Origin of the sequence: Bacteroides sp. 1001302B_160321_D4 (assembly GCF_015667765.1) — a bacterium.
GTDB classification, from domain to species: domain Bacteria; phylum Bacteroidota; class Bacteroidia; order Bacteroidales; family Bacteroidaceae; genus Bacteroides; species Bacteroides xylanisolvens.
On record NZ_JADPLO010000007.1, the window covers coordinates 1 to 25,534 of the forward strand.

The 25,534-nt window shown below is 40.2% G+C and carries 20 protein-coding genes; 10 read left to right on the forward strand and 10 right to left on the reverse strand.

The genetic code is table 11. From position 1 onward, the window contains the following. Positions 1–470: 470 nt before the first annotated feature. The 3 genes from KFO40_RS04285 to KFO40_RS04295 all read right to left on the reverse strand — a co-directional run bounded on the left by KFO40_RS04285 (position 471) and on the right by KFO40_RS04295 (position 2,749). Entirely contained in the window at positions 471–1,058 is a 588-nt protein-coding gene (locus tag KFO40_RS04285) for a tyrosine-type recombinase/integrase (RefSeq protein ID WP_149953342.1), read from the reverse strand. Positions 1,059–1,215: 157 nt separating this feature from the next. Then, positions 1,216–1,488: a hypothetical protein gene (locus KFO40_RS04290; protein WP_118407508.1), complete on the reverse strand. Its 273-nt coding sequence runs from the start codon at positions 1,486–1,488 to the stop codon at positions 1,216–1,218. A 244-nt stretch (positions 1,489–1,732) separates the two neighbouring features. Next, the gene (locus tag KFO40_RS04295) at positions 1,733–2,749 is read right to left on the reverse strand and encodes a DUF3871 family protein (protein ID WP_005681910.1); all 1,017 of its coding nucleotides are present in this window, start codon (positions 2,747–2,749) and stop codon (positions 1,733–1,735) included. A gap of 920 nt (positions 2,750–3,669) precedes the next feature. On the opposite strand from KFO40_RS04295, the gene KFO40_RS04300 reads away from it, so the two are divergent. Then, positions 3,670–5,514 carry a DEAD/DEAH box helicase family protein gene (locus KFO40_RS04300; protein ID WP_195578880.1) on the forward strand — a complete coding sequence of 615 codons (1,845 nt, stop codon included), beginning with the start codon at positions 3,670–3,672 and terminating at the stop codon, positions 5,512–5,514. A gap of 80 nt (positions 5,515–5,594) precedes the next feature. On the opposite strand, the gene KFO40_RS04305 is transcribed toward KFO40_RS04300, so the two are convergent. Next, entirely contained in the window at positions 5,595–6,476 is an 882-nt protein-coding gene (locus KFO40_RS04305) for a hypothetical protein (protein WP_211146111.1), read from the reverse strand. Between the two features lie 435 nt (positions 6,477–6,911). Further along, the gene (locus tag KFO40_RS04310) at positions 6,912–8,702 is read right to left on the reverse strand and encodes a site-specific integrase (protein WP_211146112.1); all 1,791 of its coding nucleotides are present in this window, start codon (positions 8,700–8,702) and stop codon (positions 6,912–6,914) included. Between the two features lie 174 nt (positions 8,703–8,876). On the opposite strand from KFO40_RS04310, the gene guaB reads away from it, so the two are divergent. The 8 genes from guaB (at position 8,877) to KFO40_RS04350 (ending at position 19,634) form a co-directional block, all read left to right on the forward strand. Then, a complete protein-coding gene (guaB, locus tag KFO40_RS04315; RefSeq protein WP_008020388.1) occupies positions 8,877–10,355 on the forward strand; it encodes an IMP dehydrogenase in 1,479 nt (492 codons plus the stop codon). Between the two features lie 142 nt (positions 10,356–10,497). After that, on the forward strand, positions 10,498–12,042 hold the full coding sequence (locus KFO40_RS04320; protein ID WP_211146140.1) for a peptidylprolyl isomerase: 1,545 nt from the start codon (positions 10,498–10,500) through the stop codon (positions 12,040–12,042). Positions 12,043–12,096: 54 nt separating this feature from the next. Beyond that, positions 12,097–12,942, forward strand: a complete 846-nt coding sequence (locus KFO40_RS04325) for a hypothetical protein (protein ID WP_009038960.1) — start codon at positions 12,097–12,099, stop codon at positions 12,940–12,942. Between the two features lie 9 nt (positions 12,943–12,951). Then, positions 12,952–14,334, forward strand: coding sequence for a peptidylprolyl isomerase (locus KFO40_RS04330; protein ID WP_008641845.1), 1,383 nt, complete (start codon positions 12,952–12,954; stop codon positions 14,332–14,334). Positions 14,335–14,356: 22 nt separating this feature from the next. Continuing rightward, complete coding sequence (locus KFO40_RS04335) at positions 14,357–16,123, forward strand: OstA-like protein (RefSeq protein ID WP_008020395.1); 1,767 nt, start codon at positions 14,357–14,359, stop codon at positions 16,121–16,123. 1 nt (position 16,124) lies between these two features. Continuing rightward, a complete protein-coding gene (locus KFO40_RS04340) occupies positions 16,125–16,424 on the forward strand; it encodes a hypothetical protein (protein ID WP_004314386.1) in 300 nt (99 codons plus the stop codon). 17 nt (positions 16,425–16,441) lie between these two features. Beyond that, positions 16,442–18,343: a DNA mismatch repair endonuclease MutL gene (gene mutL, locus KFO40_RS04345; RefSeq protein ID WP_211146113.1), complete on the forward strand. Its 1,902-nt coding sequence runs from the start codon at positions 16,442–16,444 to the stop codon at positions 18,341–18,343. Positions 18,344–18,446: 103 nt separating this feature from the next. Continuing rightward, a complete protein-coding gene (locus tag KFO40_RS04350; RefSeq protein WP_004314384.1) occupies positions 18,447–19,634 on the forward strand; it encodes an OmpA family protein in 1,188 nt (395 codons plus the stop codon). 28 nt (positions 19,635–19,662) lie between these two features. Here KFO40_RS04350 and KFO40_RS04355 read toward each other — a convergent pair whose 3' ends face one another. The 4 genes from KFO40_RS04355 to KFO40_RS04370 form a co-directional block, all read right to left on the reverse strand. Then, the gene (locus KFO40_RS04355) at positions 19,663–19,836 is read right to left on the reverse strand and encodes a hypothetical protein (protein ID WP_182425129.1); all 174 of its coding nucleotides are present in this window, start codon (positions 19,834–19,836) and stop codon (positions 19,663–19,665) included. Next, positions 19,802–20,041: a DNA-binding protein gene (locus KFO40_RS04360; RefSeq protein WP_074708745.1), complete on the reverse strand. Its 240-nt coding sequence runs from the start codon at positions 20,039–20,041 to the stop codon at positions 19,802–19,804. Before KFO40_RS04360 ends, KFO40_RS04355 begins: the two co-directional genes overlap by 35 nt. Before the next feature lie 158 nt (positions 20,042–20,199). Then, positions 20,200–20,901, reverse strand: a complete 702-nt coding sequence (locus tag KFO40_RS04365; protein ID WP_008641853.1) for a hypothetical protein — start codon at positions 20,899–20,901, stop codon at positions 20,200–20,202. Positions 20,902–20,938: 37 nt separating this feature from the next. Continuing rightward, positions 20,939–21,397, reverse strand: coding sequence for a hypothetical protein (locus tag KFO40_RS04370; RefSeq protein ID WP_008641854.1), 459 nt, complete (start codon positions 21,395–21,397; stop codon positions 20,939–20,941). A 281-nt stretch (positions 21,398–21,678) separates the two neighbouring features. Here KFO40_RS04370 and KFO40_RS04375 point away from each other — a divergent pair, with 281 nt between their 5' ends. Beyond that, on the forward strand, positions 21,679–24,102 hold the full coding sequence (locus tag KFO40_RS04375) for a DUF2339 domain-containing protein (RefSeq protein ID WP_211146114.1): 2,424 nt from the start codon (positions 21,679–21,681) through the stop codon (positions 24,100–24,102). Positions 24,103–24,196: 94 nt separating this feature from the next. Here KFO40_RS04375 and trpS read toward each other — a convergent pair whose 3' ends face one another. Next, on the reverse strand, positions 24,197–25,291 hold the full coding sequence (trpS, locus tag KFO40_RS04380; protein ID WP_004314379.1) for a tryptophan--tRNA ligase: 1,095 nt from the start codon (positions 25,289–25,291) through the stop codon (positions 24,197–24,199). Positions 25,292–25,534: the final 243 nt, after the last annotated feature.

Genomic DNA, 25,534 nt, shown 5'->3' on the forward strand with positions numbered 1-25,534 from the left:
TGTTTTACAATGCTAAATTTACCGATGTTAAGAAAATGTTAAACTCATAAAATGACTTGGATAGAAACATAGAATACGTGGGAACTACTGAATATTACTATCATGAGGCTCTGGACTGCCCACTACTTAATAATAAACAATAGCCCACGCCAGAAGAATATATAGTTCATCCCTTAAGATGAATATATAACACTGACGTGAGCGTTCTTGCCTATTATCCTAAGTAGTTGAAATTGTCCAGATTTCATGATAGGATAATATTTTAAACGCTCTTCGTTAACTATGTCCTTTCAGAACTATCTCCATAGAAGTCTGAAATTGCTACAAAGTTACTAAAAGCTGTTTAATTTGCAAGAACTATTGTTTATTAAAAGTTGAGAGCTGTCTCTACTCAATAATTCAAGGTTGGTATGAAACTTGTCAAATCCCCATATAAGTAGAAATTCTGAACTTTCATACCAACCCAATTGTCAGAAGCTAAGACAATCATAGGTATTTAATAATTCTTCTTGCCTTAATCCCAAGTATCTTTTAGTGATTGATACACTGGAATGATTGAATAGCTCCATGAGCTTAACAAGTGCAAGCTCTGAATTATCGTTATTCATGTTGTAGACCTGTCTGCCAAAAGTCTTTCTAAGAGAATGACACGAAAAATTGCCTATTTGTAGCCTGTATTTTTTCTTAATCTCCTTCAACATGACATTGATTCTCTGAACTGTGTACACTGTCCCCTTCTGACTTATCAATACAGGCGCATTTATGCCAACTGGATTTATATGACCGTAACAATCTCTGATATGTTGCTGTAGCTGCATATTAATCCTAATTGTCCTCTGCTTCCCTGTCTTAATCTCTGTAATGGTAAACTCTTCTGCATCTAATATCTGATTCCACCTTAAGGCGAGAATATCAGAAATTCTTAGACCTGTGAAGCAACCTAAAGCAATAAGAAGTGACATCTTATAATTATTATCCCTTGCCAATTTTCTTATTAAGTTCATTGCTTCGCTCCATTGCAGATAATCTGCTGTTGTACTTGAATATTTAAGTGACATAACGTTCTGTTTTATAGTGAAACTAATATAAGTGAATATTAATTTTAAACTGGAATATCTAACCTGCTGATTATTAGCAAAACATTCACTAATAGAGAAAGTGAACATTTTTATAAAGCAAGGACACTAAGTAAATAATGTCCTTACTTCATTCAACCTATATAAAAGGTAAGTGAGCTTCATCCAACACGCCACTGTCAACTATCCGTTTGCAAAGTTCATGCGATGCCTGATTTCTAAGGTCTGTGCCATAGTCCTTATTACCAACCATGCGGATAATCTCCACTATGGTTTTCATTAATTCCTGCTGTAGTGTACGGTGGTAATACCTTGTACTTTCAGCAAACCTTTTAGGATTCCAACTATAATCGTTCAAGGCTCTTTCAAGTTCTTGCGCTGCCTTGTATTCGCGACTGCCTTCTATTACCATATTTATAATATTTAAGAGGTTTATAAATAGAAAGAGTACCTATATATAGTATATAGATACCCTTTCAGTAGTACTATCATCTCTTAGTAAGACAATAGCCAATCAATAGAATATATCCAATTATCATAACTGGATATAATAGCACACTTACAAAGAACGTAGCAATCACAGCAAGTAGATAAAACAAACTCCTCATAGTTTCAGATATTGAGTATTTGACAATCCTGTGTATTCTCAAATACCACTAACTAAGAAACCATTGGTATTTGTCATCACCGTGTAAAGCGGAACATATACCCGTTGCAAGTTCTGTAGCATTATAGGCTCTATCCAAGAATGAATCTATATAGCTGCTCTTATTTGCACCTGTGAGCAAGTTGTAGAACTTCCACATAGACAAATCATTCCCCAAGCTGCCAAAGTTCTCGTCATTGATATACGCTTTAGCCACATTGTTAACCTGTGTATCAGTAAGCAACATTTTAGGTATATCTTTCTGATAGCCTTGCGGTAATGACTGATAAAGTCTCATTCTTCCAAGTAGTTGGCAAAACTGATGCTCCGTCATACTGGTATTGCCTAAAGACTGCATCAAATGTATGTGTTTGGCTGCATCGTATTTGTGGAACATTTCCAATACCGCTTGATATAAATCCCTTGTATTGGTAACTTCCAAGCAACTAAGATAACCGTCTGTAGATACACATAGATTTGTGCAAACCTTACAAGTAAAGCCAATAAACACTTTAAACCGCTCCGCACCCTTCTTTGAATAAAGATTGGTGTGGTTATAAGCTCTTACACCACCAATAGTAAGGGTTAGCCTGTTACCGTGTACTGTCTCATAGATAGTAGGAACTTCAATAACAAAAGCGCACCTTTCGTAGTAGATAGTCTTATCACTTTCTAATAACTGATTGGCTGGTTTGTGTATTGCTTCGGGAATCCTACCTTTGATTACATGAGAAACACGAATATCTGGCGATTCAATTTGTTCACCGCTAAAGAATGTATTGGTTGCATCCTGTACCGCTTCAATGAAAGCCACATGAGATAATGTAGCTTCGTTGTCCTTTGCGAATACGGGTATAATACAATCATTCCTTAGATGCTCCAAACTGGCTTCAATCGTATTGGCTTCAATGAATAGAGGTCGTTTCTGCTTAATAATTGGCTCTTCAATTATTACCGCTTCTTCTGCAAATTCACCAAAGTTTCTACTAGTTCTTTGTACTGGCATAATCTGTAATGTTGATTCCATAATCTGTAATTATTAAGTTAATATTAGAAATTCCTCTGTCTGAAAGCTAAGCAAGCCACAATCAGTATTAATAATCCAATAAAGAACTGTGGCATTAAGACTACTGGCACAATTAGAATTATCCCAAACGTCAATAAAATCTTTAAATTCTCCATACGCATAATAATAGATTAGTAAATAGTGTATTTAAGGACAAAATGAGGGCTTGACATGAAGTTCTTTCTTATCACTTTCCTTTGTGCATCTTTATATGTAGACATATACAAATCGTTGATAAGTCCGCACATTTAAGAAGTTCAAAAGGTTTGTGGGCTGAATAGCAATTCATGCAATCCTTTCATTTTTCCTAATGATTGGTGAGGGGTATTTTGGGTAATAGAAGGGGCTTATGCACAATATACATCTGATGCGCTCACTGACAAATTAAATATTTTACTTGATAGCTGTATAAAGTCTAAATAGAAACACTGCCTAAATCTAAAGGGCGGGGGTATGATTTTAAGTACCTATATTTTTTGAGTTGGGTATCAAAAGGAACTTTACCAGTAATATATATCACTCTCAAATGCCATTATTGGCCTTTAGGATATACTCCCCTATAGAATAACGGACTTATGCCAGTATCAGTATAAAGTTTGCAGATTGTCCACAATTCATGATTTTACTGTCGGAATATTAATTACCTTTGCAATATCAGGACAATGAGAAACACCCCAAATATAATCCTCAAAATTATTCCGATTTCATGTTAGAGATACCCTAAACGGGTATAATTCGACCTGATGCGTATCAGGTTTTATTATTCTTGTGACTGTCCAATATTTCTACCATGACTCCCTTATACTAAAGATAAAAATCCTCTATAAAGTGGACAACGTTAAATTAGATTATTCCAGTCAAATTAACTTTTAACTTAACTTATGAAGAAAGAAATGATTAAAATTCCGGCAAATATCAAGTATTTAACCGAACGGGAGAAGTTCATAGAAGAATTCGGGAAACCGTTTGAACTTCCCAATGGTATTTTGAATAAAGAGATACCCGGCTGTGGAGCAACTACAGTCGCACTGACAGATGAACATAAAACTATTATATGCAGCCCTCGCAATGAACTGTTGAAAAACAAACATGAACAATACCCTGATACCTTGCTTGTAATTGGCGGGGTGGACACCAAAGAGATTGAAGCATATTTGCAGACTGCGGAGCTTCCCAAGATTCTGGTCTCCTACGATTCCGTGTATAAATTGATTGGCTGTATTAAATATAAATCAGATTGGCGTGTAGTAGTGGATGAATTCCAATGCCTGTTGGCAGATAGCAGTTTCAAGTCTGAAATTGAGTTGCACTTTTTGGATAATTCAAGGTCGTTTCCGTATGTTACATTCTTATCGGCAACTCCAATTCTTGACAAATATCTGGAACAGATTGACCACTTCAAAGATATGAATTACTATCAGCTTGACTGGGAGGAAAAGGATATTGTCAGAGTATATAGAGAACGCACAAAGAATCCTATCAATGCAGCATTGGAAATAGTTCGCTATTACCAGAACGGCAATTATCCTTCTGTGTATGTTAATGGGGAAAGGATTTATTCCAAAGAATGTGTTATATTTCTCAATAGTGTAAATAATATTGTGAACATTATTAAACAAACGGAACTCAAACCGGAAGAAGTGAATATCATTGTAGGTAATTCTGACGATAACGATAAACAGATTGCAAGGATTGGGGAAGGATTCAAACGGGGAAGAATTCCCTTGAAGGGGGAGACGCACAAGAAATTCACCTTCTGTACTTCCACCGCTTATGCGGGCTGTGATTTCTACTCCACCAATGCCGCAACTTTTGTCATTAGCGATTGTAGTCGCCCGAACACTGCGGTTGATATAGCAACGGAATTGGTACAGATTGCAGGCAGGCAGCGTCTGGCATGCAACCCCTTCAGGCAGTTCCTCACCTTCGTTTACAATGTCAATGCAGAGGAGGTAGAGCAGGAGACATTCAATGAGCATCTGTGCCGGAAGGTCAATGTGACACTTGACGAGATTAGAGACAACAACAATGCCGGTGAAGCATTGAGAGCCAAACGTATCAAGGATTTTAGGAGAATCCCCGACAATGTAAAATATCAGGATTCATATACAATGTACGATGAACAGAAAGGAGAATTTGTTTTCAACCGTTTAGCCTATGTAAATGAGCAATACTGTTTTGATGTCCAGAAGTTCAATTATCAGAATGGGGTAATTGTAAAGAAACTGCTCCAAGATAGTAGTTTCGATGTCAGTGAGAATCAAACTTATGCCGTTTACCAAGAACAGTTGAAACATCTAATCAAAAAGGAGCCATTTGTAGACAGGATGCAGGCATACTGTGAATATCGTGCCAAGCAAGGGCTGATTGTCAATCTCGCAATGTCAACACTGGAAAGCAAATATCCAGAATTGAGGTATTATTATGAGGCTTTGGGCGTTGACAGGATTAAAGCTCTGAATTATAAAGAGAAGAAACTGCTCAATGAAATCCATATCATGAAAACCAAAAATAAGATTCGTCATGAATTACACGGCATTATTCATATCGGAGACAGAATATTAACTACTGATATTCAGCAAACCTTACATGATGTATATGACAGGCTAGGCATTGACAAGTCACTGAAGGCGACCGACCTCAATGAATTCTTTGAGATTCATCCTGTCAAGATACCGACCGCCAACGGCCGGAAGAATGGCTTTGAGATTCGAGGAATATTGTAAACAAACAGAAAGAGGCTGAACTCAAAAATCAATTTGAGACAGCCTCTTATTTTTATGTATCATGTACAATCCGGTTATTCTTATTGCTGTTGAGCGTTACGCATCTTAATAACTCGCTCGATGATTAGTCGCTGAATACAGCTAATTTTATCTTCACACTTAGCTGCTTCAATCCGCAACTTCTCTGTTGCTTCGATGCTGTTTAACACATTACAGACCGTATTAAAGTCATATTCCGAGATGCAATAATTAATGGCCTTAATATATCTGGTCTGTTTTGCAGCTTTCACGCCAAAGGCTTGTACTGTTGCCTTCATCAATTGCTCTGCCTGCGCATAAGTTCTATATTCTTCTTTAAAAAGAGAAGAACTCATAGCAAGGGCTTTGCTTTGTAATAAAGAAACAGTAGTGCTTATACCAAAATATCCCTGTACGGCAGTACCGGACATAGAGTACATTATGCCAAACTTGCGGATATTCAGAAATAATTCATCTCCCGTTACAATTCCGGCATATCCTATCCACTCATCCTTTGAAGGACATTGGGAGAGATATGCAGTTGTTGCCACTCTGCGGTAAGCGTCAGAAACGCTATCACATTCCACTAATTCAGCTTGCAGTGGCTCATCCGTCAAACCGAGCAAGTTAACATTGTCGGCTTTATCCAGATAGACCATTACGGCCGGAGCATTATCGGGAAGATTCCCTATTTTACTACCTACGTAATCGTATAGAGGAACATTCTCTGCGTAGAATGGTTTTGCATCACAGAAGCAAAACACGGTCGGCAGGAGCTTGCTCTTATCTATAGATTCATAGGTTTTATTCTTCTCAAGGCATTTACGCCTGATAGAATAATCGGTGAAGGCAGGAATGATTTCCAGTTCTTCGCCATTTACTAATATCGTGGCAACAAAGTACCATTTGGGAGCTTCTTCGCTCCCCAAATTTACATGTTTCATAAAAGTTATATTATTATTGAAACTATCAAACGGTATATAAGAGCGGGCATACTTATACCTTCATATATACCCGGCAATCCGAGAATTGCCTAATTAATAATATTAACAATTATGAACTAATTGTTACAGCTTATCACTTCCAAGCAAAAGCGATAGCTTAAAGCACCGAGGTGCTGGGGTCGGATTGTACATGATTTCAAAGAGCGGGTTGTTCAATGCTTACTCATCAACAATATGAGTTAATCATTTAACTGCTGCAAAGATAAACCATTTTACTGATAATATCCAAATTCTACAATCCATTATGGTTAATTTCGTCCGGATTATTGTACAAATATAGACTGTCTGTTAACGTCAGTTAATGAGATTTTATCATACCTCCTTACAGCCGTAGCTGTTCGAGGAGAATATGGCGGTTTGGGTAGTAGAATCACTTTACTTGTCTTTGGCCTTCAATATTGCCGCTACAATTTCTTTCATGTCATTAAGGCTGTCATTATCCAGAATCCCCATTTTGAAAGCCTTATCAACAATCTGCATGACAGTTTCCACATTTACCTCTATCTTTATACATTTGACAATTAACAGCTTAAGCTCGTCCCTCAAATTGGACAGATTACCAACAGACAGCCGTTCCACATATTTATGGGCTACTTCAAGGCCGGAGGCGGGAGATTGCATAAAAGCCTCTATTTCTTTCACAATACCACTTATCTCGCTATTGTAATCATATAGTTTGCCGTCCTTCACATACCCCATACGTTCAAACATGTCACTGGCTTTATTGATTCGGGATGCAAAAAATTGAGTGTCCAACAGAGTATCGAAGGTGATATTATTAGTTGCATCGTTCGTAGGCTTCGCTTCATTGAGAGAATTTGTCTCCACCTTGCCCATATTAAAAATGCCATTATTTAAACTTTTGAAAGCATTAGAGACTTTCTTTGCTTTATCTTTACTGTTTAAATGAGAATAAACTTTGTCTATCATTTTTGTATCTTCATGTCCTGTCGCTATAATAACAGTTTCCTTGGGGATGCCTTTTCTACACAATATTGTGATAAAAGTATGCCTTGCTGTATGTGTATGCAGTAATTTATAAAGAGGTTGGGTTTGTTTAATCCCGTTTTCTTCATAAGTGATAGGCTCGTCTAATCCTGCTTGTTCTGCTACTTCTTTTAAGGCTTCATTGACAATGGACTTTCTTTCTTTATAATATAATAATTCTTTATTCTCATATTTAGATATAATTTCTTTGGCTAATGGCAATAGTGGAATTATAGCTCTGGCTTTTGTCTTTTGTTGTATAATAGAGATAGTTCCTGCTTCTTCGTCCATTTCATTATCTCCATTAAAGAATTTTTGCATATCTCCAATTCGTTGCCCAACTAAACATTGTAATATGAATAAATCTCTAATTTCTGTGTATTTCTTTATTTGTCTTTCTGTTCCCGTGATGATATGCTTGTAGAATTTATTCAGTTGCTCTTCTGTTAATGAAACTTTTTTGTTGTCTGCTAATTCTTTGTTGGATTTATCTTTCACGAACTCAAAACTGTTTAAATTGCTGTCAGACCATTTGAAAGGAATATCCAGTCTTTTATCTGCTATCCCTAGTAAATTAAATATAGTTCCTTTAATTATGTTACGCAAAGTGTTATGAGGATGCAATGGGTTTTCTTTTATGATTTGCTTTTGGTAGCGATTGATAGTATCTAAATTCATGCTCTCCCATGTATTGGGAATTTCATTCTCTTTGAGAAAACGCTCGAATTTGTCTATGTTAGAACGATATTGTTTCTTACTGCTTTCTGCACAAGTCTTTGCTTCTATAATTTGTTTCATTATAAAAGTTACGGGTTTCTGTAATTCTTTCTTCATCTTATCTTTATATATGTGTTGTTTTAATAGTTTCATACTTTCTCCAATCTCGTCTGGATGCATACAAAGATAATGCTTAAATTCGATGAAATATTCTTTTAGTTTTGTGATTTTCTTGTTCACTATAGTGTTATTTATATTATCTAACTCTGATAGGCGTACGCTGATATATGCTTCTTGTCTTTTTTCATTCCAGTGGCCTGGATATATCTTTACCCCTGTAGATAGTTTAACCTGTTTGTTGTTTATTCTGCATACTAAATAGAGATTGGTTGGCTTCTCGCTACGTGGTTTTCTTAAATTGAAACGAGCTTGCATCTCATTAATAAAAATCTGCCTTTCCATAATCTTGTTCTTTAAAGTTGTTCTTTAATTCGGTTCTTTGAATGTGTTCTTTTAAGGCAATTCTTTCTGATAAGTATTAATTAGCTCCCCTCATTAAATATTCTGGCGCACAGTTTGCGCATTTTGAATAAAAACCGTATATTTGCACGCAATAATTTTTAAACGCATAGCCCTATGTCATTTATTGCTGATAAGATTGTAATGGATGGGTTAACTTACGACGACGTATTGTTGATCCCCGCTTATTCTGAAGTTTTACCGCGCACTGTCGATCTCTCGACTAAGTTTTCAAAAAACATTGAGTTAAAAATTCCTTTTGTGACGGCTGCCATGGATACGGTTACCGAAGCGAAAATGGCTATTGCCATTGCTCGTGAAGGTGGTATCGGCGTGATTCACAAAAATATGTCTATCGAAGAACAGGCAAGACAAGTTGCTATTGTAAAACGTGCCGAAAATGGTATGATTTATGATCCCGTAACTATTAAAAGAGGTTCTACTGTGCAGGATGCACTGGACATCATGGCGGAATACAAAATCGGTGGTATCCCTGTGGTAGATGATGAAGGTTATTTGGTGGGTATTGTTACTAACAGAGATTTGCGTTTCGAAAGAGACATGGCTAAACATATTGATCTTGTCATGACTCCGAAAGAAAGATTGGTAACTACAAACCAGTCTACTGATCTGGAATCTGCTGCACAGATTCTTCAGAAACATAAGATCGAGAAACTTCCGATTGTCGGAATGGACGGAAAGTTGATCGGTCTTGTTACTTATAAAGATATTACAAAAGCAAAAGATAAACCGATGGCTTGTAAAGATGCCAAAGGTCGTTTGCGTGTAGCTGCCGGTGTAGGTGTGACTGCCGATACGCTGGATCGTATGCAGGCATTGGTAGATGCCGGTGCGGATGCAATTGTGATTGATACGGCTCACGGACACTCTATGTTTGTGATTGAAAAACTGAAAGAAGCTAAGAAACGCTTCCCGAACATTGATATCGTAGTGGGTAATATTGCTACCGGAGAAGCTGCAAAAGCGTTGGTAGAAGCAGGAGCGGATGCAGTGAAAGTCGGTATCGGTCCGGGTTCTATCTGTACCACTCGTGTGGTTGCCGGTGTAGGTGTTCCACAGTTGTCTGCTGTCTATGATGTAGCAAAAGCCTTGAAGGGTACAGGTATTCCTTTGATTGCCGATGGTGGTTTGCGCTATTCGGGCGATGTAGTGAAAGCGTTGGCTGCCGGTGGATATTGTGTAATGATCGGATCGTTGGTTGCCGGAACAGAAGAGTCTCCGGGCGACACAATCATTTTCAATGGACGTAAATTTAAATCCTATCGTGGTATGGGATCGTTGGAAGCGATGGAGAACGGTTCGAAAGACCGTTACTTCCAGAGCGGAACTGCTGATGTGAAGAAGCTGGTTCCGGAAGGAATTGCTGCCCGTGTTCCTTATAAAGGTACACTTTTCGAGGTTGTCTATCAGTTGTCAGGTGGTTTGCGTGCAGGTATGGGATACTGCGGTGCTGCCAATATTGATAAACTTCATGATGCTAAGTTTACCCGCATTACCAATGCAGGTGTAATGGAAAGCCATCCGCACGACGTGACGATTACTAGTGAATCGCCTAACTATAGCCGTCCGGAATAATAGATAGATACGGTGAACTATTAACGGTGAACGGTGAACAGGCTGTGTTGTCAGCAAGGTGTTCACTGCTCACCGTTTGTTGTTTATCTGTTATTGCCTCTGTGATGTTTGTTGTTTATTGTTTGGAAAATAAAAAATGATGATGAAAAGAAGCCTGTTGTTGGGATGTATTTCTCTCTTTGTTGTCGCGGTCTTTGCGCAAGAAGATCCGGTATTGATGCGTGTTAACGGAAGAGAGGTACTCCGTTCGGAATTTGAAAATGCATACCGCCGTTATGTAGAACGCTCAAATGCCCGGCTTTCACCAAAAGAGTATGCGGCACTTTTCGCTCAATCAAAGTTGAAGGTGGAAGCAGCCAGGGCTGCCGGGCTTGATACGACTACAGTTTTCCGTAAACAACACGAGAAATGTTGGACAGAATTGGTAGAATCTTATCTGATTGACAAACAAGTGATGGATAGTTGTGCCCGTGTCTTGTATCAGAAGATGGGATTGAAAGCACGTAGCGGCCGGGTGCAAGTCATGCAAATTTTTAAACGTTTACCGCAGACGGTTACTTCCCGTCATTTGGAAGAAGAAAAAGCCCGGATGGATTCTATATACCGGGTGATACAGAATCAGCCGGATTTGAATTTTAACCGTTTGGTGGAAATCTATTCGGATGATAAGCAGAGTAGATGGATAGAAGGTCTGGAGACAACGAGTGAATTTGAGGATGTCGCTTTCTCTTTGGCGAAAGGTGCGGTATCACAGCCATTCTTCACTCCTGAAGGGATTCATATCTTGAAAGTGATTGACCGGGAGGAAGCATTTGCTTATGAAAATGTCAGTGGCAGGTTGATAGAGCGGTTACGGCGTAAGGAAATTTTAGACAAAGGCACGGCAGCGATGCTCGACCGATTAAAAAAGTCATGGCAGTATACCCCGAATCAGGCAGCAATGGAAGAGCTGTTGACGAAAGGCCGGACAGAACAAAATCTCTTTACGATTGATGGACAGGCATATACCGGAGCTATGTTCACGCAGTTTGCCTCTTCTCATCCTCAAGCTGCCAAACGCCAGTTGGAAGGGTTTATAGCTAAATCATTATTGGATTATGAAAGTCGGAATATAGATAAAAAGCATCCGGAAATTCGTATTGCCTTGCGGGAATCTGACGAAAACTATTTGGTAAAAGAGATCACACGGCAGAAAATAGAGTTGCCTGCCATTAATGACCGGGCCGGATTGGCTACCTATTTCAAATTTCATTCGTCGGATTATCGGTGGGAGAGTCCCCGGTATAGAGGAGTCGTGCTTCATTGCGTTGATAAAAAGACGGCAAAGCAAGCTAAAAAAATGCTGAAGAAAGTGCCGGAAAAAGAGTGGGCGGACCAGCTTCGGCAAACTTTTAATACATCCGGGACGGAAAAGATACAGGTTGAACAAGGTATTTTTGCCGACGGAGACAATAAATATATAGATAAACTGGTCTTTAAGAAGGGTGGTTTCGAACCCGTGATGTCTTATCCTTTTACCATTGTGGTAGGCGAAAAAATGAAAGGACCGGATGATTATCGGGAAGTAATTGAACAGGTGCGAAAGGATTATCGAAGCTATCTTGACACGTGCTGGGCGCGGGAATTGAGGGAGTTTGGTAAGGTTGAAATAAACCAAGAGGTTTTAAAAACAGTTAATAATAACTGATGTAACCGATTATTCACTATCTTCGTACCTTAAATAAGTAGATTTTAGTTGCCAATGCGAATATTAGTCCTCTTACTGATTACCCTTCTTGGTTGTGGAGCGTGCAAGGAACAGCGCGACCACAAAGGAAAGACTCCTTTGGTAGAGGTGGACGGTAACTTTTTATATAAAGAAGATTTGATGTCCGTGCTTCCGGTCGGATTGTCAAAAGATGATAGTATTCTCTTCACCGAACATTATATTCGTAGTTGGGCGGAAGAGATTTTATTATATGAGAAAGCTGCGAACAATATTCCCGATAATGTGGATGTTGACAAACTGGTGGAGAATTATCGGAAAGCGTTGATTATGCATACTTATCAGCAGGAGTTGATAAACCAGAAGCTGTCGAATGATATTTCCGAACAAGAGATCGCAGAATATTACGGGAAAAACAAAGAACTGTTTAAACTGGAAACCCCGTTGATTAAGGGATTGTTTATCAAAGTGCCGTTGACGGCTCCCCAGCTGAACAATGTGCGCAGGTGGTATAAGTCGGAAAAACAGGATGCTGTCGAGAGCCTGGAAAAATATAGTTTGCAGAATGCAGTGAAATACGAATACTTTTATGACAAATGGGTGTCCGTGACTGATGTACTGGATATGATTCCACTGAAAGTAGAGGCACCGGAAGAGTACGTAGACAAACACCGTCAGGTAGAATTGAAAGATACGGCCTATTATTATTTCCTGAATGTGAGCGATTATCGCGGAATTGGTGAAGAGAAACCGTATGAATTTGCCCGTTCGGAAGTGAAAGACTTACTGGTTAATCAGAAACGGGTGAGCTTTATGGAACAGGTAAAGAACGACTTGTATCAGCAAGCAGTAAGTAAGAAGAAGATTATATATAATTATTAAATACAAAGAATGAAGAAGTTTGTGAACTTTAGATTTGTTGTTACCCTTGTCCTGGCAATATTTGCTAATGTGGCAACCTATGCACAAGATAATGTGGTTGATGAAGTAGTTTGGGTAGTAGGTGACGAAGCTATTTTGAAATCAGATGTAGAAGAGGCCCGTATGGATGCCTTGTATAATGGACGCAGATTTGACGGCGATCCTTATTGTGTAATTCCTGAAGAGATTGCCGTGCAGAAGTTGTTCCTGCATCAGGCAAAGTTGGACAGTATCGAGGTTTCCGAAGCGGAAATCATCCAGCGTGTGGATATGATGACCAACATGTACATTCAGCAGATCGGTTCCAGAGAGAAGATGGAGGAGTATTTCAATAAAACTTCCACCCAGATTCGTGAGACGCTACGTGATAATGCACGTGACGGATTGACCGTTCAGAAGATGCAGCAGAAACTGGTAGGAGAAATCAAAGTGACTCCGGCAGAAGTACGCCGTTATTTTAAAGACCTTCCACAAGATAGTATTCCTTACATTCCGACACAGGTAGAAGTGCAGATCATTACTTTACAACCGAAAATTCCTATCTCGGAGATTGAGGATGTAAAAAAGACGTTGCGTGATTATACGGATCGTGTGACAAAAGGAGAAATTGACTTCTCTACATTGGCGCGTTTGTATTCGGAAGACAAGGCATCTGCCATTAAAGGTGGTGAATGTGGATTCATGGGACGTGGTATGATGGACCCTGCTTATGCGAATGTAGCGTTCAGTTTGCAAGATCCGAAGAAAGTTTCCAAGATTGTGGAGTCGGAATTTGGTTTCCACATTATCCAGTTGATTGAAAAACGTGGTGACCGTGTCAACACTCGCCATATCTTGTTGCGTCCGAAAGTATCGGAAAAAGAACTGACCGAGGCTTGTGCCCGTCTGGATTCTATTGCCGATGATATTCGTGCCAACAAATTTACATTTGATGATGCGGCTGCCGTTATCTCACAGGATAAAGACACCCGTAACAACCATGGTATTATGGTGAACATCAATGAAAATTCAGGTGTGACTACTTCTAAGTTCCAGATGCAGGATCTTCCTCAAGACGTTGCTAAGGTAGTGGATAAGATGAATGTAGGTGAAATTTCCAAAGCCTTTACAATGATTAATGAGAAGGATGGAAAAGAAGTATGTGCTATCGTGAAGTTGAAAGCAAAAATCAACGGTCATAAAGCAACCATTGCAGAAGACTATCAGGACCTGAAAGAAATTGTGATGGAGAAACGCCGTGAAGAGATGTTGCAGAAATGGATTCTGGACAAGCAGAAACATACTTATGTACGCATCAACGAAAACTGGCAGAAGTGTGACTTCAAGTATCCGGGTTGGGTCAAGAAGGACTGATGTAACCTTGCTTTGATTTTATATGCTGAAAACAAATAAAAAAAATAAACAACAAGACAGGCATAGATGGCTCCTTATAGGCTTTCTATGCCTGTTTGGTGTATGTCTTGTAGCACAAGTGAGGCCAACGGGACAGAAACCTGTGACAGGGGATTCAATTAAATCGGCTGCGGATACGTCTAAGTCGGCTTCAAAAGCCAAAACACCGGCAGGCAATAAGAAACAATCGGACAACAAGAAACAACCGGAGAATAAAAAGACCAAAGTTTATCTGCTTCATGCTGATGAAGGTCAGGCGGATAAGTTGGCGCGTCCGGATGTGCAGGTGTTGATTGGTAACGTGAAATTGCGCCATGACAGTATGTATATGTACTGTGACAGTGCACTGATTTTTGAGAAAACCAACTCTGTGGAGGCCTTCAGTAATGTACGTATGGAACAGGGAGACACTTTGTTCATCTACGGTGATTATCTTTATTATGACGGCATGACGCAAATAGCGCAGCTTCGTGAAAATGTGAAGATGATTAATCGGAACACCACCCTGTTAACAGATAGCTTGAACTACGACCGTCTCTACGACCTCGGATATTATTTCGAGGGAGGAACCTTGATGGATGAAGAGAATGTATTGACTTCCGATTGGGGAGAATACAGTCCTGCAACAAAACAGTCGGTATTCAACCATGATGTGAAGTTGGTAAACCCTAAGTTTGTGTTGACTTCCGATACATTAAGGTATAATACGGAAAGCAAAATCGCAGTTATTCTCGGACCTTCCAATATCGTCAGTGATAATAATCATATCTATTCGGAACGGGGATTTTATAACACAATGACCGAACAAGCCGAACTGTTGGACCGTTCGGTACTGACCAATCAGGGAAAGAAACTGGTAGGCGACAGTCTGTTCTATGACCGTATCATCGGTTATGGCGAGGCGTTCGATAATGTGAAGATGACAGATTCCATTAATAAGAATATGCTGACGGGTGATTATTGTTTCTATAATGAATTGACAGACTCCGCGTTTGCGACGAAACGTGCGGTGGCAATCGACTACTCGCAAGGGCCTGACAGTCTTTTTATGCATGGCGATACATTGCAGTTGGTGTCTTACAACCTGAATACCGATTCCGTTTTCCGGTTGATGAAAGCTTATCACAAGGTACGTATGTATCGTACGGATGTTCAGGGAGTATGTGACTCACTGGTCTATAATTCGAAGGATTCCTGTATGACCATGTATACCGACCCTATTCTTTGGAATGAAGGGCAGCAACTACTTGGCGAGCAGATCAAGATTTATATGAATGACAGCACGATTGACTGGGCGCATATCATCAACCAGGCGTTGACGGTGGAAATGAAAGATTCTATTCATTATAACCAAGTGTCCGGCAAAGAGATGAAAGCCTATTTCATTAATGGAGATATGCGTCATATTGAAGTGATTGGTAATGTGTTGACCGCTTTCTATCCGGAAGAAAAAGACAGTACGATGACCGGCTTTAATTGTCTGGAAGGTAGTGTGCTTCATCTTTATATGAAGGATAAGAAGATGGAAAAAGGACTGTTTATCGGTAAATCCAACGGAACGATGTATCCGATGGACCAGATACCGCCTGATAAATTGCGTCTTCCCACTTTTGCCTGGTTCGACTATGTCCGTCCGCTGAATAAGGATGATATCTTTAACTGGCGGGGTAAGCGTGCGGGTGATACACTGAAACCGACCACCGATCGGCGCCCCAAAACAGAAAAGCGAAACTTAATAAATATGAAGTAGTATGGGAATGTTTAACTCAATGAGAAAGCCCCGTGGCTTTAATCATCAATACATTTATGTAGACGAGCGGAAAGAAAAGCTCGCAAAGATGGAGGAGAACGCCAAACGTGACTTGGGGATGCTTCCGGAAAAGGAATTTAATCCGGAGGATATTCGCGGTAAGTTCATCGAAGGTACTACGCATTTGAAAAGAAGAAAAGCGAGTGGCCGCAAACCGGTCTCTTTCGGAATCATACTGATAATCATTGCTTTCCTTCTTTATCTGTGGCATTATTTGGCGACAGGAAGCTGGAACTTTTAATTATTAATTTACGAAGAATGAGCGATATAATTCATTTGTTACCTGATTCGGTAGCTAACCAGATTGCTGCCGGTGAAGTGATACAACGTCCCGCGTCTGTCATCAAGGAGCTAGTGGAGAATGCGATTGATGCAGATGCACAAAATATACATGTATTGGTGACTGATGCAGGTAAAACCAGCATTCAGGTGATTGATGATGGAAAAGGAATGTCCGAAACGGATGCCCGTCTTTCTTTTGAACGGCATGCCACCTCCAAGATACGTCAAGCGGCAGATCTGTTTGCTTTGCGTACAATGGGATTTCGCGGAGAGGCATTGGCTTCCATCGCTGCAGTGGCACAGGTAGAGTTAAAGACACGTCCGGAATCGGAAGAATTGGGTACGAAGTTGGTGATTGCAGGCTCTCAAGTGGAAAGTCAGGAGGCTGTATCCTGTTCTAAAGGAAGTAACTTCTCTGTAAAGAACCTATTTTTTAATGTACCTGCCCGTCGTAAATTTCTAAAGGCTAATTCAACGGAATTGAGTAACATCCTTGCCGAATTTGAACGGATCGCTTTGGTGCATCCGGAGGTTGCCTTTTCGCTTTATAGTAATGATTCGGAGTTATTTAATCTTCCGGTATCACAATTACGTCAACGTATCCTTGCTATTTTCGGTAAGAAGCTCAATCAGCAGTTACTGAATATAGAGGTCAATACTACCATGGTGAAAATCTCCGGATACGTAGCCAAGCCGGAGACTGCCCGTAAGAAAGGGGCACATCAGTATTTCTTTGTCAACGGGCGTTATATGCGTCATCCTTATTTTCATAAGGCAGTCATGGAGGCTTATGAACAGTTGATTCCCACCGGTGAACAGATTTCCTACTTTATCTATTTCGATGTAGATCCGGCTAATATTGACGTGAATATCCATCCGACAAAGACTGAAATCAAGTTTGAAAATGAACAGGCCATTTGGCAGATACTTTCAGCATCCGTGAAGGAGTCGTTGGGTAAATTCAGTGCGATCCCTTCTATTGATTTTGATACGGAAGACATGCCTGACATTCCGGCATTTGAGGAGAAAATGTCTTCCGAGCCTCCGAAGATACATTATAATACAGATTATAATCCGTTTAAAGTTTCTGCCGGTGGCGGTGGTGGCGGATCGTACAGCCGTTCGAAAGTGGAATGGGAAGATTTGTACGGAGGGCTGACGAAAGCCAGTAAGATGAATAACCCGCAACCGGAACCAGAAATGGATTGGGAAGACTCTTCTATTGGCGGCCAACCCACTTTCGTTGAAGAAAAGATGGAGACGGTCACCTCTGCCGCTTCTTCTACTTTGTATGCCAGTGAACCGGTGATAGAGAAAGGAAATCAGCATTTGCAGTTTAAAGGGCGGTTTATCCTGACTTCAGTTAAATCCGGTTTGATGCTAATCGATCAGCACCGGGCACACATACGGGTGCTTTTTGATCGTTATATGGTACAGATCCAACAGAAACAGGGGGTATCACAAGGCGTCCTGTTCCCGGAAATCTTACAGTTGCCGGCTTCGGAAGCTGCTGTACTGCAAAGTATTATGGATGATTTGTCTGCAGTCGGTTTCGATTTGAGTAATCTGGGAGGCGGTAGCTATGCCATTAATGGTATTCCTTCGGGGATTGAAGGTCTGAATCCGGTGGAACTGGTGCGTAATATGCTGCATACGGCGATGGAAAAAGGAAGTGACGTCAAGGAAGAAATCCAAAGTATTCTGGCATTAACATTGGCTCGCGCGGCGGCTATTGTTTACGGACAGGTGTTGAGTAATGAAGAAATGGTAAGCCTTGTAGACAACCTTTTTGCCTGTCCCTCACCGAATTACACCCCTGATGGGAAAACTGTTTTGACAACAATCAAGGAGGAAGACATCGAAAGATTATTCAAATAAAACAAATAATTTCATCTTTTTCTAAAACCTTTTAGTTCGGTTCGTGTTATTTAAATAGTTCAACAAAGAAAAAGATTTAAATAACCACTTAACTATTAGGTATATGAAAAAGATTCTGATGTTGCTGGCATTTGCCGGCGTTGCGTCTGTCGCTTCTGCGCAGCAGACAATGACTGTAACTGAATACGAAGTGATTCAGGTACAAGATAAATATCAAGTAATAACTAATCCTTTCTGGAGTAACTGGTTCTTCTCTGTAGGAGGCGGCGCCCAAGTGCTATATGGAAACAATGACCATATCGGCAAATTCAGAGACCGTGTTGCTCCTACATTTAACGTGTCTGTCGGCAAATGGGTAACTCCTGGATTCGGACTGCGTTTGCAATACAGCGGATTGCAGGCAAAAGGATTCACTACCAGCGAAACTGCTAATTATGTAGTGGGTGGTCCGAGAGAAGACGGTTCTTACAAACAAAGATGGGACTACATGAACTTGCATGGTGATTTGATGATTAACCTGAACGCACTTTTCGGTGGATATAATCCGAACCGCGTATATGAAATTATCCCTTATATAGGTGCCGGTTGGGCTCATGCTTATTCTCGTCCTCACACTAACTCCGCTACTTTCAATGCAGGTATTATCAACCGCTTCCGTTTGTCGAATGCTGTTGACTTGAATCTGGAGTTGAGTGCAACAGGTCTGGAAGGCAAGTTTGACGGAGAACATGGAGGTAGACCCGATTATGATGGTATCTTAGGTGCTACCCTCGGTGTGACTTATTACTTCCCTACCCGCGGATTCCAACGTCCTACTCCACAGATTATCTCTGAACTCGAATTGAACCAGATGCGTAATCAGATGAATGCAATGGCAGCAGCTAATATGCAATTGCAACAACAGTTGGCAAATGCACAACAACCGGTAGAAGTAGAAGATACTGAAGAAGTTGTTATCACAGATACTAACATTGCTCCGCGTACCGTATTCTTCAAGATCGGTTCTGATAAATTATCTCCGCAAGAAGAAATGAACTTGTCATATCTTGCCAGCAAGATAAAAGAATCTCCGAATGCTACATACACAATCAACGGATATGCTGACTCTGCAACCGGTACTCCTGCTTTCAATCAGAAGTTAAGTTTGGAACGTGCACAGGTTGTTAAAGACTTGTTGGTTAAGAAGTATGGCATCTCTGCCGATAGACTGAAAGTTGCAGCCGGTGGTGGCGTTGACAAATTCGGTCAACCGATTCTGAACCGTGTAGTATTGGTAGAATCTGCACAGTAATAAAAAGTAAAAAAAGCGATTTCAGCATTCAGCGATTCTCTGTAATCGCTTGCAGGAAAGAGATAGCGGCTGAAAGCGAACCTTGAAAAGAGAGGTTCATGCTTTCAGCCGCCTTTTTTATATCTGTTATTTTGGGGATCCCCTCTGGTATTTTATTTTGTTTTAGTTTATTTGACAGGCTGATAATCTCTGGATTTTCCATAAAATCTTGGGGCCGGCACATAAATAGGTTGACTGGGAATGCCGATATTCTGCAGCTTGCCTTCCTGACGGAGTCGGCGAATATGAATCATGGCTGTGGAACGTACCATCCCCGTGATGCCTTGAAAGTCGGAACGTTGCATAATCTGATGATCGCTGAAATACTCTCCGTTCAATCGGATTTGTAATCCGATTGCTTTGAGCATCAGGATTTTTAATCCGAACTATATATTAAAGTATAGGTGTATTGCGGATTATAAATCCTGATACTCGGAGAACGGCGGATTGCAAATCCGCCGGGACGCATAATGTTTGGTAACTAGCTAACCTTCCGCTGTTATTTTTTCTAAGTATATGTCCTTCTTTAGCTAAATATCGGCAATGAGACTTTCAAATTAGGATATTTGTCACCCAATTGTTTCAAGAAGTCATTGCCAATGATAATATCCTGTATTGTTTCTTGTAGATCTGTCGGAATCTCCGGGATATTTGTAAATATCAGACAGGAGTAGATAATGAGTTCAACAGGTTTCTCGTCGGTTTGCAATGAAAGTTTGTATGCTTTCACGTTGTTTCCTCTGGCTTGTGCCTGTGCTTGTACTTGTCCCTCCATAGGAATTGCGATGAGACGGGAATTTTCAAGACGCGCCTGATTGAATACAAAATGATTGTCGATTTCTCCATCTGTGTCTGTATCGAATAGGTGCAGATTGTCTCCGCTCAATACCAGATATTTGGGAGTTTGTACGGTATTGAAACGTACAGTTCCTAAAGTGGCCATTCCTTTCAGCTTATCTTTCATCCCGTCTTTGAGTGCGGATGCTACACCATATTCATTGCTGGCATAGTTGAAAGCGTCAATTTTTTCTTCTCCCATAGCTTCTTTCAGGAAAGATAAATCAGAGTTTAAGCAGAGTTTTTTATACTGTTCTGCATTTGCAAATTCAGCTTTGAAATCGGTGTTGTTCACTACTTGTGCCTGTTGCGAGTTTTTGTTTTTCATGTAAAACCAGTATCCTAGATATAGAACAATGAAAATGACCGGAATAAAGGTGTAAATAGACATAGTTTGTACTTTTTAATGTTATTAATAATGGTTTGTTTTATACTTCCACGGGTTTCACTTCTTTCTTTTTTCCAGGAATACATCCCCAAATGATAAGGGCAATTATAAGAAGTCCGACAGCTTTACCACCATAACGGGAATAGAAACCGACCTTGTTCAACTTCTCTCCATCCAAATTATTTTCTTTTAGGATGGTAGCCAGTTGTTCTTCCGTCAGTTCATAGTAAGTGTCTTCCTTTTCGCAATAGCCGACCAGGCGAGGCTCTTTCTCTATGTATAGAGGGAGAAGGTAAGCGATGTTGAACTCCTGATGGAAAGTTGCCAGATCAATGTAGTTTCCATCGTCTGTTTGGTACTCTTCGGTATCAGGCAAATCTGCTACTTTGGTTAATACTTCGCGGTCGCCGAAAGGGATTTTTAAACCACGTGCGGATACTGTTTGGCAAGATAAGAAAAGAATGCCGCCAAGTGCAAATAGAAATTTAAGGTGCTTCATGCTTCTTGTGTTTAAGTGAATAATTTGTGTGATTTTTATTGATATTGTGGCAAAGATAGGAAAAAGAAGAATAAAAGCCGTATAATTGTTTGAAATTTGTAAGCTCTATTCTTTTTTATAAAATGAGGAGATTTTTTTCCTGATTTAGAGGATTTGTATCCTGATTTATGCAATTGATGTAAAATTGCATTGTTGGGATAATCCAAATAATTTAATAACAATTGATTGGAGCTATTAATAATTATCTATATTTGTGCTATAGAACTCAAATCTGGAATATTATGGACGACTTTAATACCGTATATGCACTACTCGTTTTAGTTATGTTATTTATTTTATTGAGTAGGTTGGACAATCGCTTCGGAAAGATAGAGAAAGAGTTGAATGAGATAAAGAAACGGATGGAAGATTATCTCAAGGTTCAGCAAAATTCTGTTGCTGAAGCCTCCAAGCCGAAAGAGGAAATATCAGAAAAAGAAACAAAAGATATTCCTGTGATGCCTCAAGCGGCAGAGCATGTTAAGGCAGTAAAGACCGGACAACGAGAAGAGGCTGTTCAGGAAAAACACGAACCGGTTGTTGAAGCAGTTGTCCGTGAGATATTGGAAAAGACGCCTGAAAAGACGCTTGAAACAAGAATGGAGGAAGTTTGCGTAGAGGCTGTTCGGAAGGAATCCGCTGAATCTTCGACTGTGCCAGTTGTACCGGTTACTCCGGCTACTCCGGTTGTTCCGGTTGCCCCGACTGTTCCGAAACAAAAGAAGCAGGTGAACTATGAAAAATTCATCGGTGAGAATCTTTTCGGAAAGATTGGTATCCTTATATTTGTAATCGGTGTAGGTTTCTTTGTAAAGTATGCCATTGATAAAAACTGGATTAATGAAACCTTCCGTACCGTGCTTGGTTTCTTGACGGGAGCTGTATTGCTGGCTGTTGCCGAACGGTTGCAAAAGAAATACCGAACCTTCAGTTCGCTGCTTGCGGGTGGTGCTTTTGCTGTGTTTTATCTTACAGTTGCCATTGCTTTCCATTATTATCATATTTTCTCGCAGACTATGGCCTTTATTATTCTGATTGGTGTCACAGTGTTTATGTCTATTCTGTCTGTGGTATATAATCGGCGTGAGTTGGCTATCATTTCTCTTGTAGGAGGATTCCTTGTGCCATTCATAGTGAGTAGCGGGGAAGGAAGTTATTTGGTACTGTTCACTTACGTGAGCATATTAAACCTGGGTATGTTCGGACTTTCCATTTATAAAAAGTGGAGTGAACTTCCAATGATTTCATTTGTTTTTACTTGCCTGATAATGGGAATCTTTCTTTTGTTTAACTATACCTCTAGTTCTACGGTTATTTCGAACCATCTGTTTTGGTTTGCTACTCTGTTCTATTTTATCTTTCTACTTCCGGTGTTCTCTATCCTTCGTGGAGAGAATATGCGGACGATGAGCCGGGGATTAGTATTCGTCATTATAACGAATAATTTTATCTATTTGCTTTCAGGAGCCTTATTCTTGCGGAATATGGGATTATCTTTCAAAGCAAGCGGCTTGTTGAGCCTGTTTATCGCTCTTGTTAATTTAGGACTGGTGCTTTGGTTGTGGAAGAATAGGAAGGAATATAAATTCCTCGTGCATACCACGTTGGGGCTTGTGCTGACATTTGTCTCCATTACAGTTCCGATTCAACTGGACGGAAACTATATAACCTTGCTTTGGGCATCGGAAATGGTATTGCTGTTGTGGCTCTATGTTAAGTCGAAAATTAGAGTATATGAGTATGCGGCTAAAGTTCTGGTAGGACTCACTTTCGTTTCTTACTTGATGGATGTGTATAGTGTGATGTTTGAATATCATTCCTTAGATACAATTTTTCTGAATAGTTCATTTGCCACCTCTTTGTTTGTGGGATTAGCGACAGGAGCATTTGCTTTATTAATGGAATATTATCATTCCTTCTTCTCTACGGCACGCCGGTTGAAATACAGCTTTTGGAATCCTTTTATGCTTATCGTCTCCGTAATCATACTTTATTATACATTTATGATGGAATTCAATTTGTATTTTGAAGGGGAGACGAGAAGCGGAGCTATGTTCTTGTTTACAGCCATATCCATTTCGAGTGTTTGCTATGCTTTCAGAAAACGATTCCCGATAACGAAACATCTCACTTCTTATATCTTGACTATTGGGGCAAACGTACTTGTATATATTATAAATATATGGGGCGACCAGAGAATATGGACTTCCCCTCCTGTTGTACTACCATGGCTGACAGCTGTGTTCGTAATAGCGAATTTGTATTATGTAGCACGTATGTACTATACATCAATCGGCATAAAATCCCGTTTCACCGTATATCTGAATATTCTTGCCACGCTCCTTTGGCTGACAATGGTACGCTCTTTCCTTTGGCAAGTAGGAGTGGACGATTTCAGTGCCGGGCTGTCACTCTCATTAAGCATTGCCGGGTTCGTCCAAATGGGGTTGGGCATGCGCCTGCATCAGAAACTACTCCGCATGGTGAGCCTTGCGACTTTCGGATTAGTCCTGCTCAAACTCGTCTTTGATGATTTATGGGCTATGCCGACCATTGGCAAGATTATTGTATTTATCATTCTGGGATTGATATTGCTGATACTTTCATTCCTTTATCAGAAATTAAAGGATGTGTTGTTCAAGAATGACGAGGAAGAAACAAACTGAATCTTTGAAAAATATCCGATAAGAAAGGCTGCCTGTTCTACAAAAGAAGGGCAGCCTTTACCTTATAATTATGTTTATTCCCAGACGAAATCTTTTACTCTTGCGAGAAACGTTTCACCTGCTCTTCGATTAATTCCTTATCATCAAAATAATTAATCTTCATCGCCTTCTTCACGTCAGCCAAAGTCTCGGCAGCCGCAGCCCTTGCCACTTCGCAGCCTTGCTGAAGCATCTCGTAGATAGCAGGGATATCCTTGCTGAACTCCTTGCGACGATTGCGAATCGGTTCCAAAGTCTCCTGCATGATGGAATTTAGGAAACGTTTTACTTTCACGTCGCCCAGTCCGCCGCGTTGATAATGTGCTTTCAGTTCTGCCAGATTCGGATAATCCGGTAAATAACGTTCGAAATGTTCGGGGAGGCAGAAAGCATCCAGGTAAGTAAATACCGTATTACCTTCAATTTTTCCCGGATCTTGTACGCGGAGATGTCCCGGGTCGGTATACATACTCATGATTTTCTTTTGGATTTCTTCCGGTTCTTCCGAAAGGTAGATGCAGTTTCCGAGCGATTTACTCATTTTAGCTTTACCGTCAGTTCCCGGAAGACGCAGACAAGCTGCATTGTCCGGCAACAGGATTTCCGGTTCTACCAATGTCTCACCATATATATAGTTGAAACGGCGAACGATTTCGCGAGCCTGTTCGAGCATCGGTTCCTGGTCTTCACCCACAGGGACAGTCGTTGCGCGGAATGCTGTAATGTCTGCTGCCTGGCTGATGGGATAAGTAAAGAAACCTACGGGAATACTTGCTTCAAAGTTACGCATCTGGATTTCCGATTTCACAGTCGGGTTACGTTGCAGTCGGGATACGCTGACAAGGTCCATATAATAGAAACTAAGTTCGCATAGTTCCGGTATTTGCGACTGGATGAAAATCGTAGCTTTAGTCGGATCAATACCACAAGCCAGATAATCAAGAGCAACTTCGATTACATTCTGACGCACCTTTTCCGGATTGTCTATATTGTCTGTCAATGCCTGTGAATCGGCAATGAAGATAAACATCTTACTATAATCACCTGCGTTTTGCAGGTCAACTCTGCGTTTCAACGAACCTACATAGTGACCGATATGAAGTCTTCCGGTAGGACGGTCGCCCGTCAATATGATTTTTTCTTTTCCCATATTTATTACCTTATTATATAATGGCGACAAAGATAAGGATAAAAACTGAAAGAAACATCAAAATGCAGTTACTTCATGATTTGTGCCTGCTTAAGATAAGAATGTAATCATTAAAAGCCAATGGAAAAACGACTGTTTCATTAACGCGGTAAATTATTTCAGTAAAAAAGTGAACATATCTTTTTGTCATGTGCAAAATATGTCGTTACTTTGCACAAATTTTGAAGTCAACAATGAATCAAC

What these genes read in the sequence shown, in the direction of transcription:
- KFO40_RS04325 (WP_009038960.1), top strand. Translation starts at nt 12,097, where the DNA reads ATGCGAATATTAGTCCTCTTACTGATTACCCTTCTTGGTTGTGGAGCG.
- KFO40_RS04320 (WP_211146140.1), top strand. Translation starts at nt 10,498, where the DNA reads ATGAAAAGAAGCCTGTTGTTGGGATGTATTTCTCTCTTTGTTGTCGCG.
- KFO40_RS04340 (WP_004314386.1), top strand. Translation starts at nt 16,125, where the DNA reads ATGGGAATGTTTAACTCAATGAGAAAGCCCCGTGGCTTTAATCATCAA.
- KFO40_RS04290 (WP_118407508.1), bottom strand. Translation starts at nt 1,488, where the DNA reads ATGGTAATAGAAGGCAGTCGCGAATACAAGGCAGCGCAAGAACTTGAA.
- KFO40_RS04295 (WP_005681910.1), bottom strand. Translation starts at nt 2,749, where the DNA reads ATGGAATCAACATTACAGATTATGCCAGTACAAAGAACTAGTAGAAAC.
- KFO40_RS04370 (WP_008641854.1), bottom strand. Translation starts at nt 21,397, where the DNA reads ATGAAGCACCTTAAATTTCTATTTGCACTTGGCGGCATTCTTTTCTTA.
- mutL (WP_211146113.1), top strand. Translation starts at nt 16,442, where the DNA reads ATGAGCGATATAATTCATTTGTTACCTGATTCGGTAGCTAACCAGATT.
- guaB (WP_008020388.1), top strand. Translation starts at nt 8,877, where the DNA reads ATGTCATTTATTGCTGATAAGATTGTAATGGATGGGTTAACTTACGAC.
- KFO40_RS04365 (WP_008641853.1), bottom strand. Translation starts at nt 20,901, where the DNA reads ATGTCTATTTACACCTTTATTCCGGTCATTTTCATTGTTCTATATCTA.
- KFO40_RS04330 (WP_008641845.1), top strand. Translation starts at nt 12,952, where the DNA reads ATGAAGAAGTTTGTGAACTTTAGATTTGTTGTTACCCTTGTCCTGGCA.
- KFO40_RS04310 (WP_211146112.1), bottom strand. Translation starts at nt 8,702, where the DNA reads ATGGAAAGGCAGATTTTTATTAATGAGATGCAAGCTCGTTTCAATTTA.
- KFO40_RS04350 (WP_004314384.1), top strand. Translation starts at nt 18,447, where the DNA reads ATGAAAAAGATTCTGATGTTGCTGGCATTTGCCGGCGTTGCGTCTGTC.
- KFO40_RS04375 (WP_211146114.1), top strand. Translation starts at nt 21,679, where the DNA reads ATGGACGACTTTAATACCGTATATGCACTACTCGTTTTAGTTATGTTA.
- KFO40_RS04360 (WP_074708745.1), bottom strand. Translation starts at nt 20,041, where the DNA reads ATGCTCAAAGCAATCGGATTACAAATCCGATTGAACGGAGAGTATTTC.
- KFO40_RS04355 (WP_182425129.1), bottom strand. Translation starts at nt 19,836, where the DNA reads ATGGAAAATCCAGAGATTATCAGCCTGTCAAATAAACTAAAACAAAAT.
- trpS (WP_004314379.1), bottom strand. Translation starts at nt 25,291, where the DNA reads ATGGGAAAAGAAAAAATCATATTGACGGGCGACCGTCCTACCGGAAGA.
- KFO40_RS04285 (WP_149953342.1), bottom strand. Translation starts at nt 1,058, where the DNA reads ATGTCACTTAAATATTCAAGTACAACAGCAGATTATCTGCAATGGAGC.
- KFO40_RS04305 (WP_211146111.1), bottom strand. Translation starts at nt 6,476, where the DNA reads ATGAAACATGTAAATTTGGGGAGCGAAGAAGCTCCCAAATGGTACTTT.
- KFO40_RS04300 (WP_195578880.1), top strand. Translation starts at nt 3,670, where the DNA reads ATGAAGAAAGAAATGATTAAAATTCCGGCAAATATCAAGTATTTAACC.
- KFO40_RS04335 (WP_008020395.1), top strand. Translation starts at nt 14,357, where the DNA reads ATGCTGAAAACAAATAAAAAAAATAAACAACAAGACAGGCATAGATGG.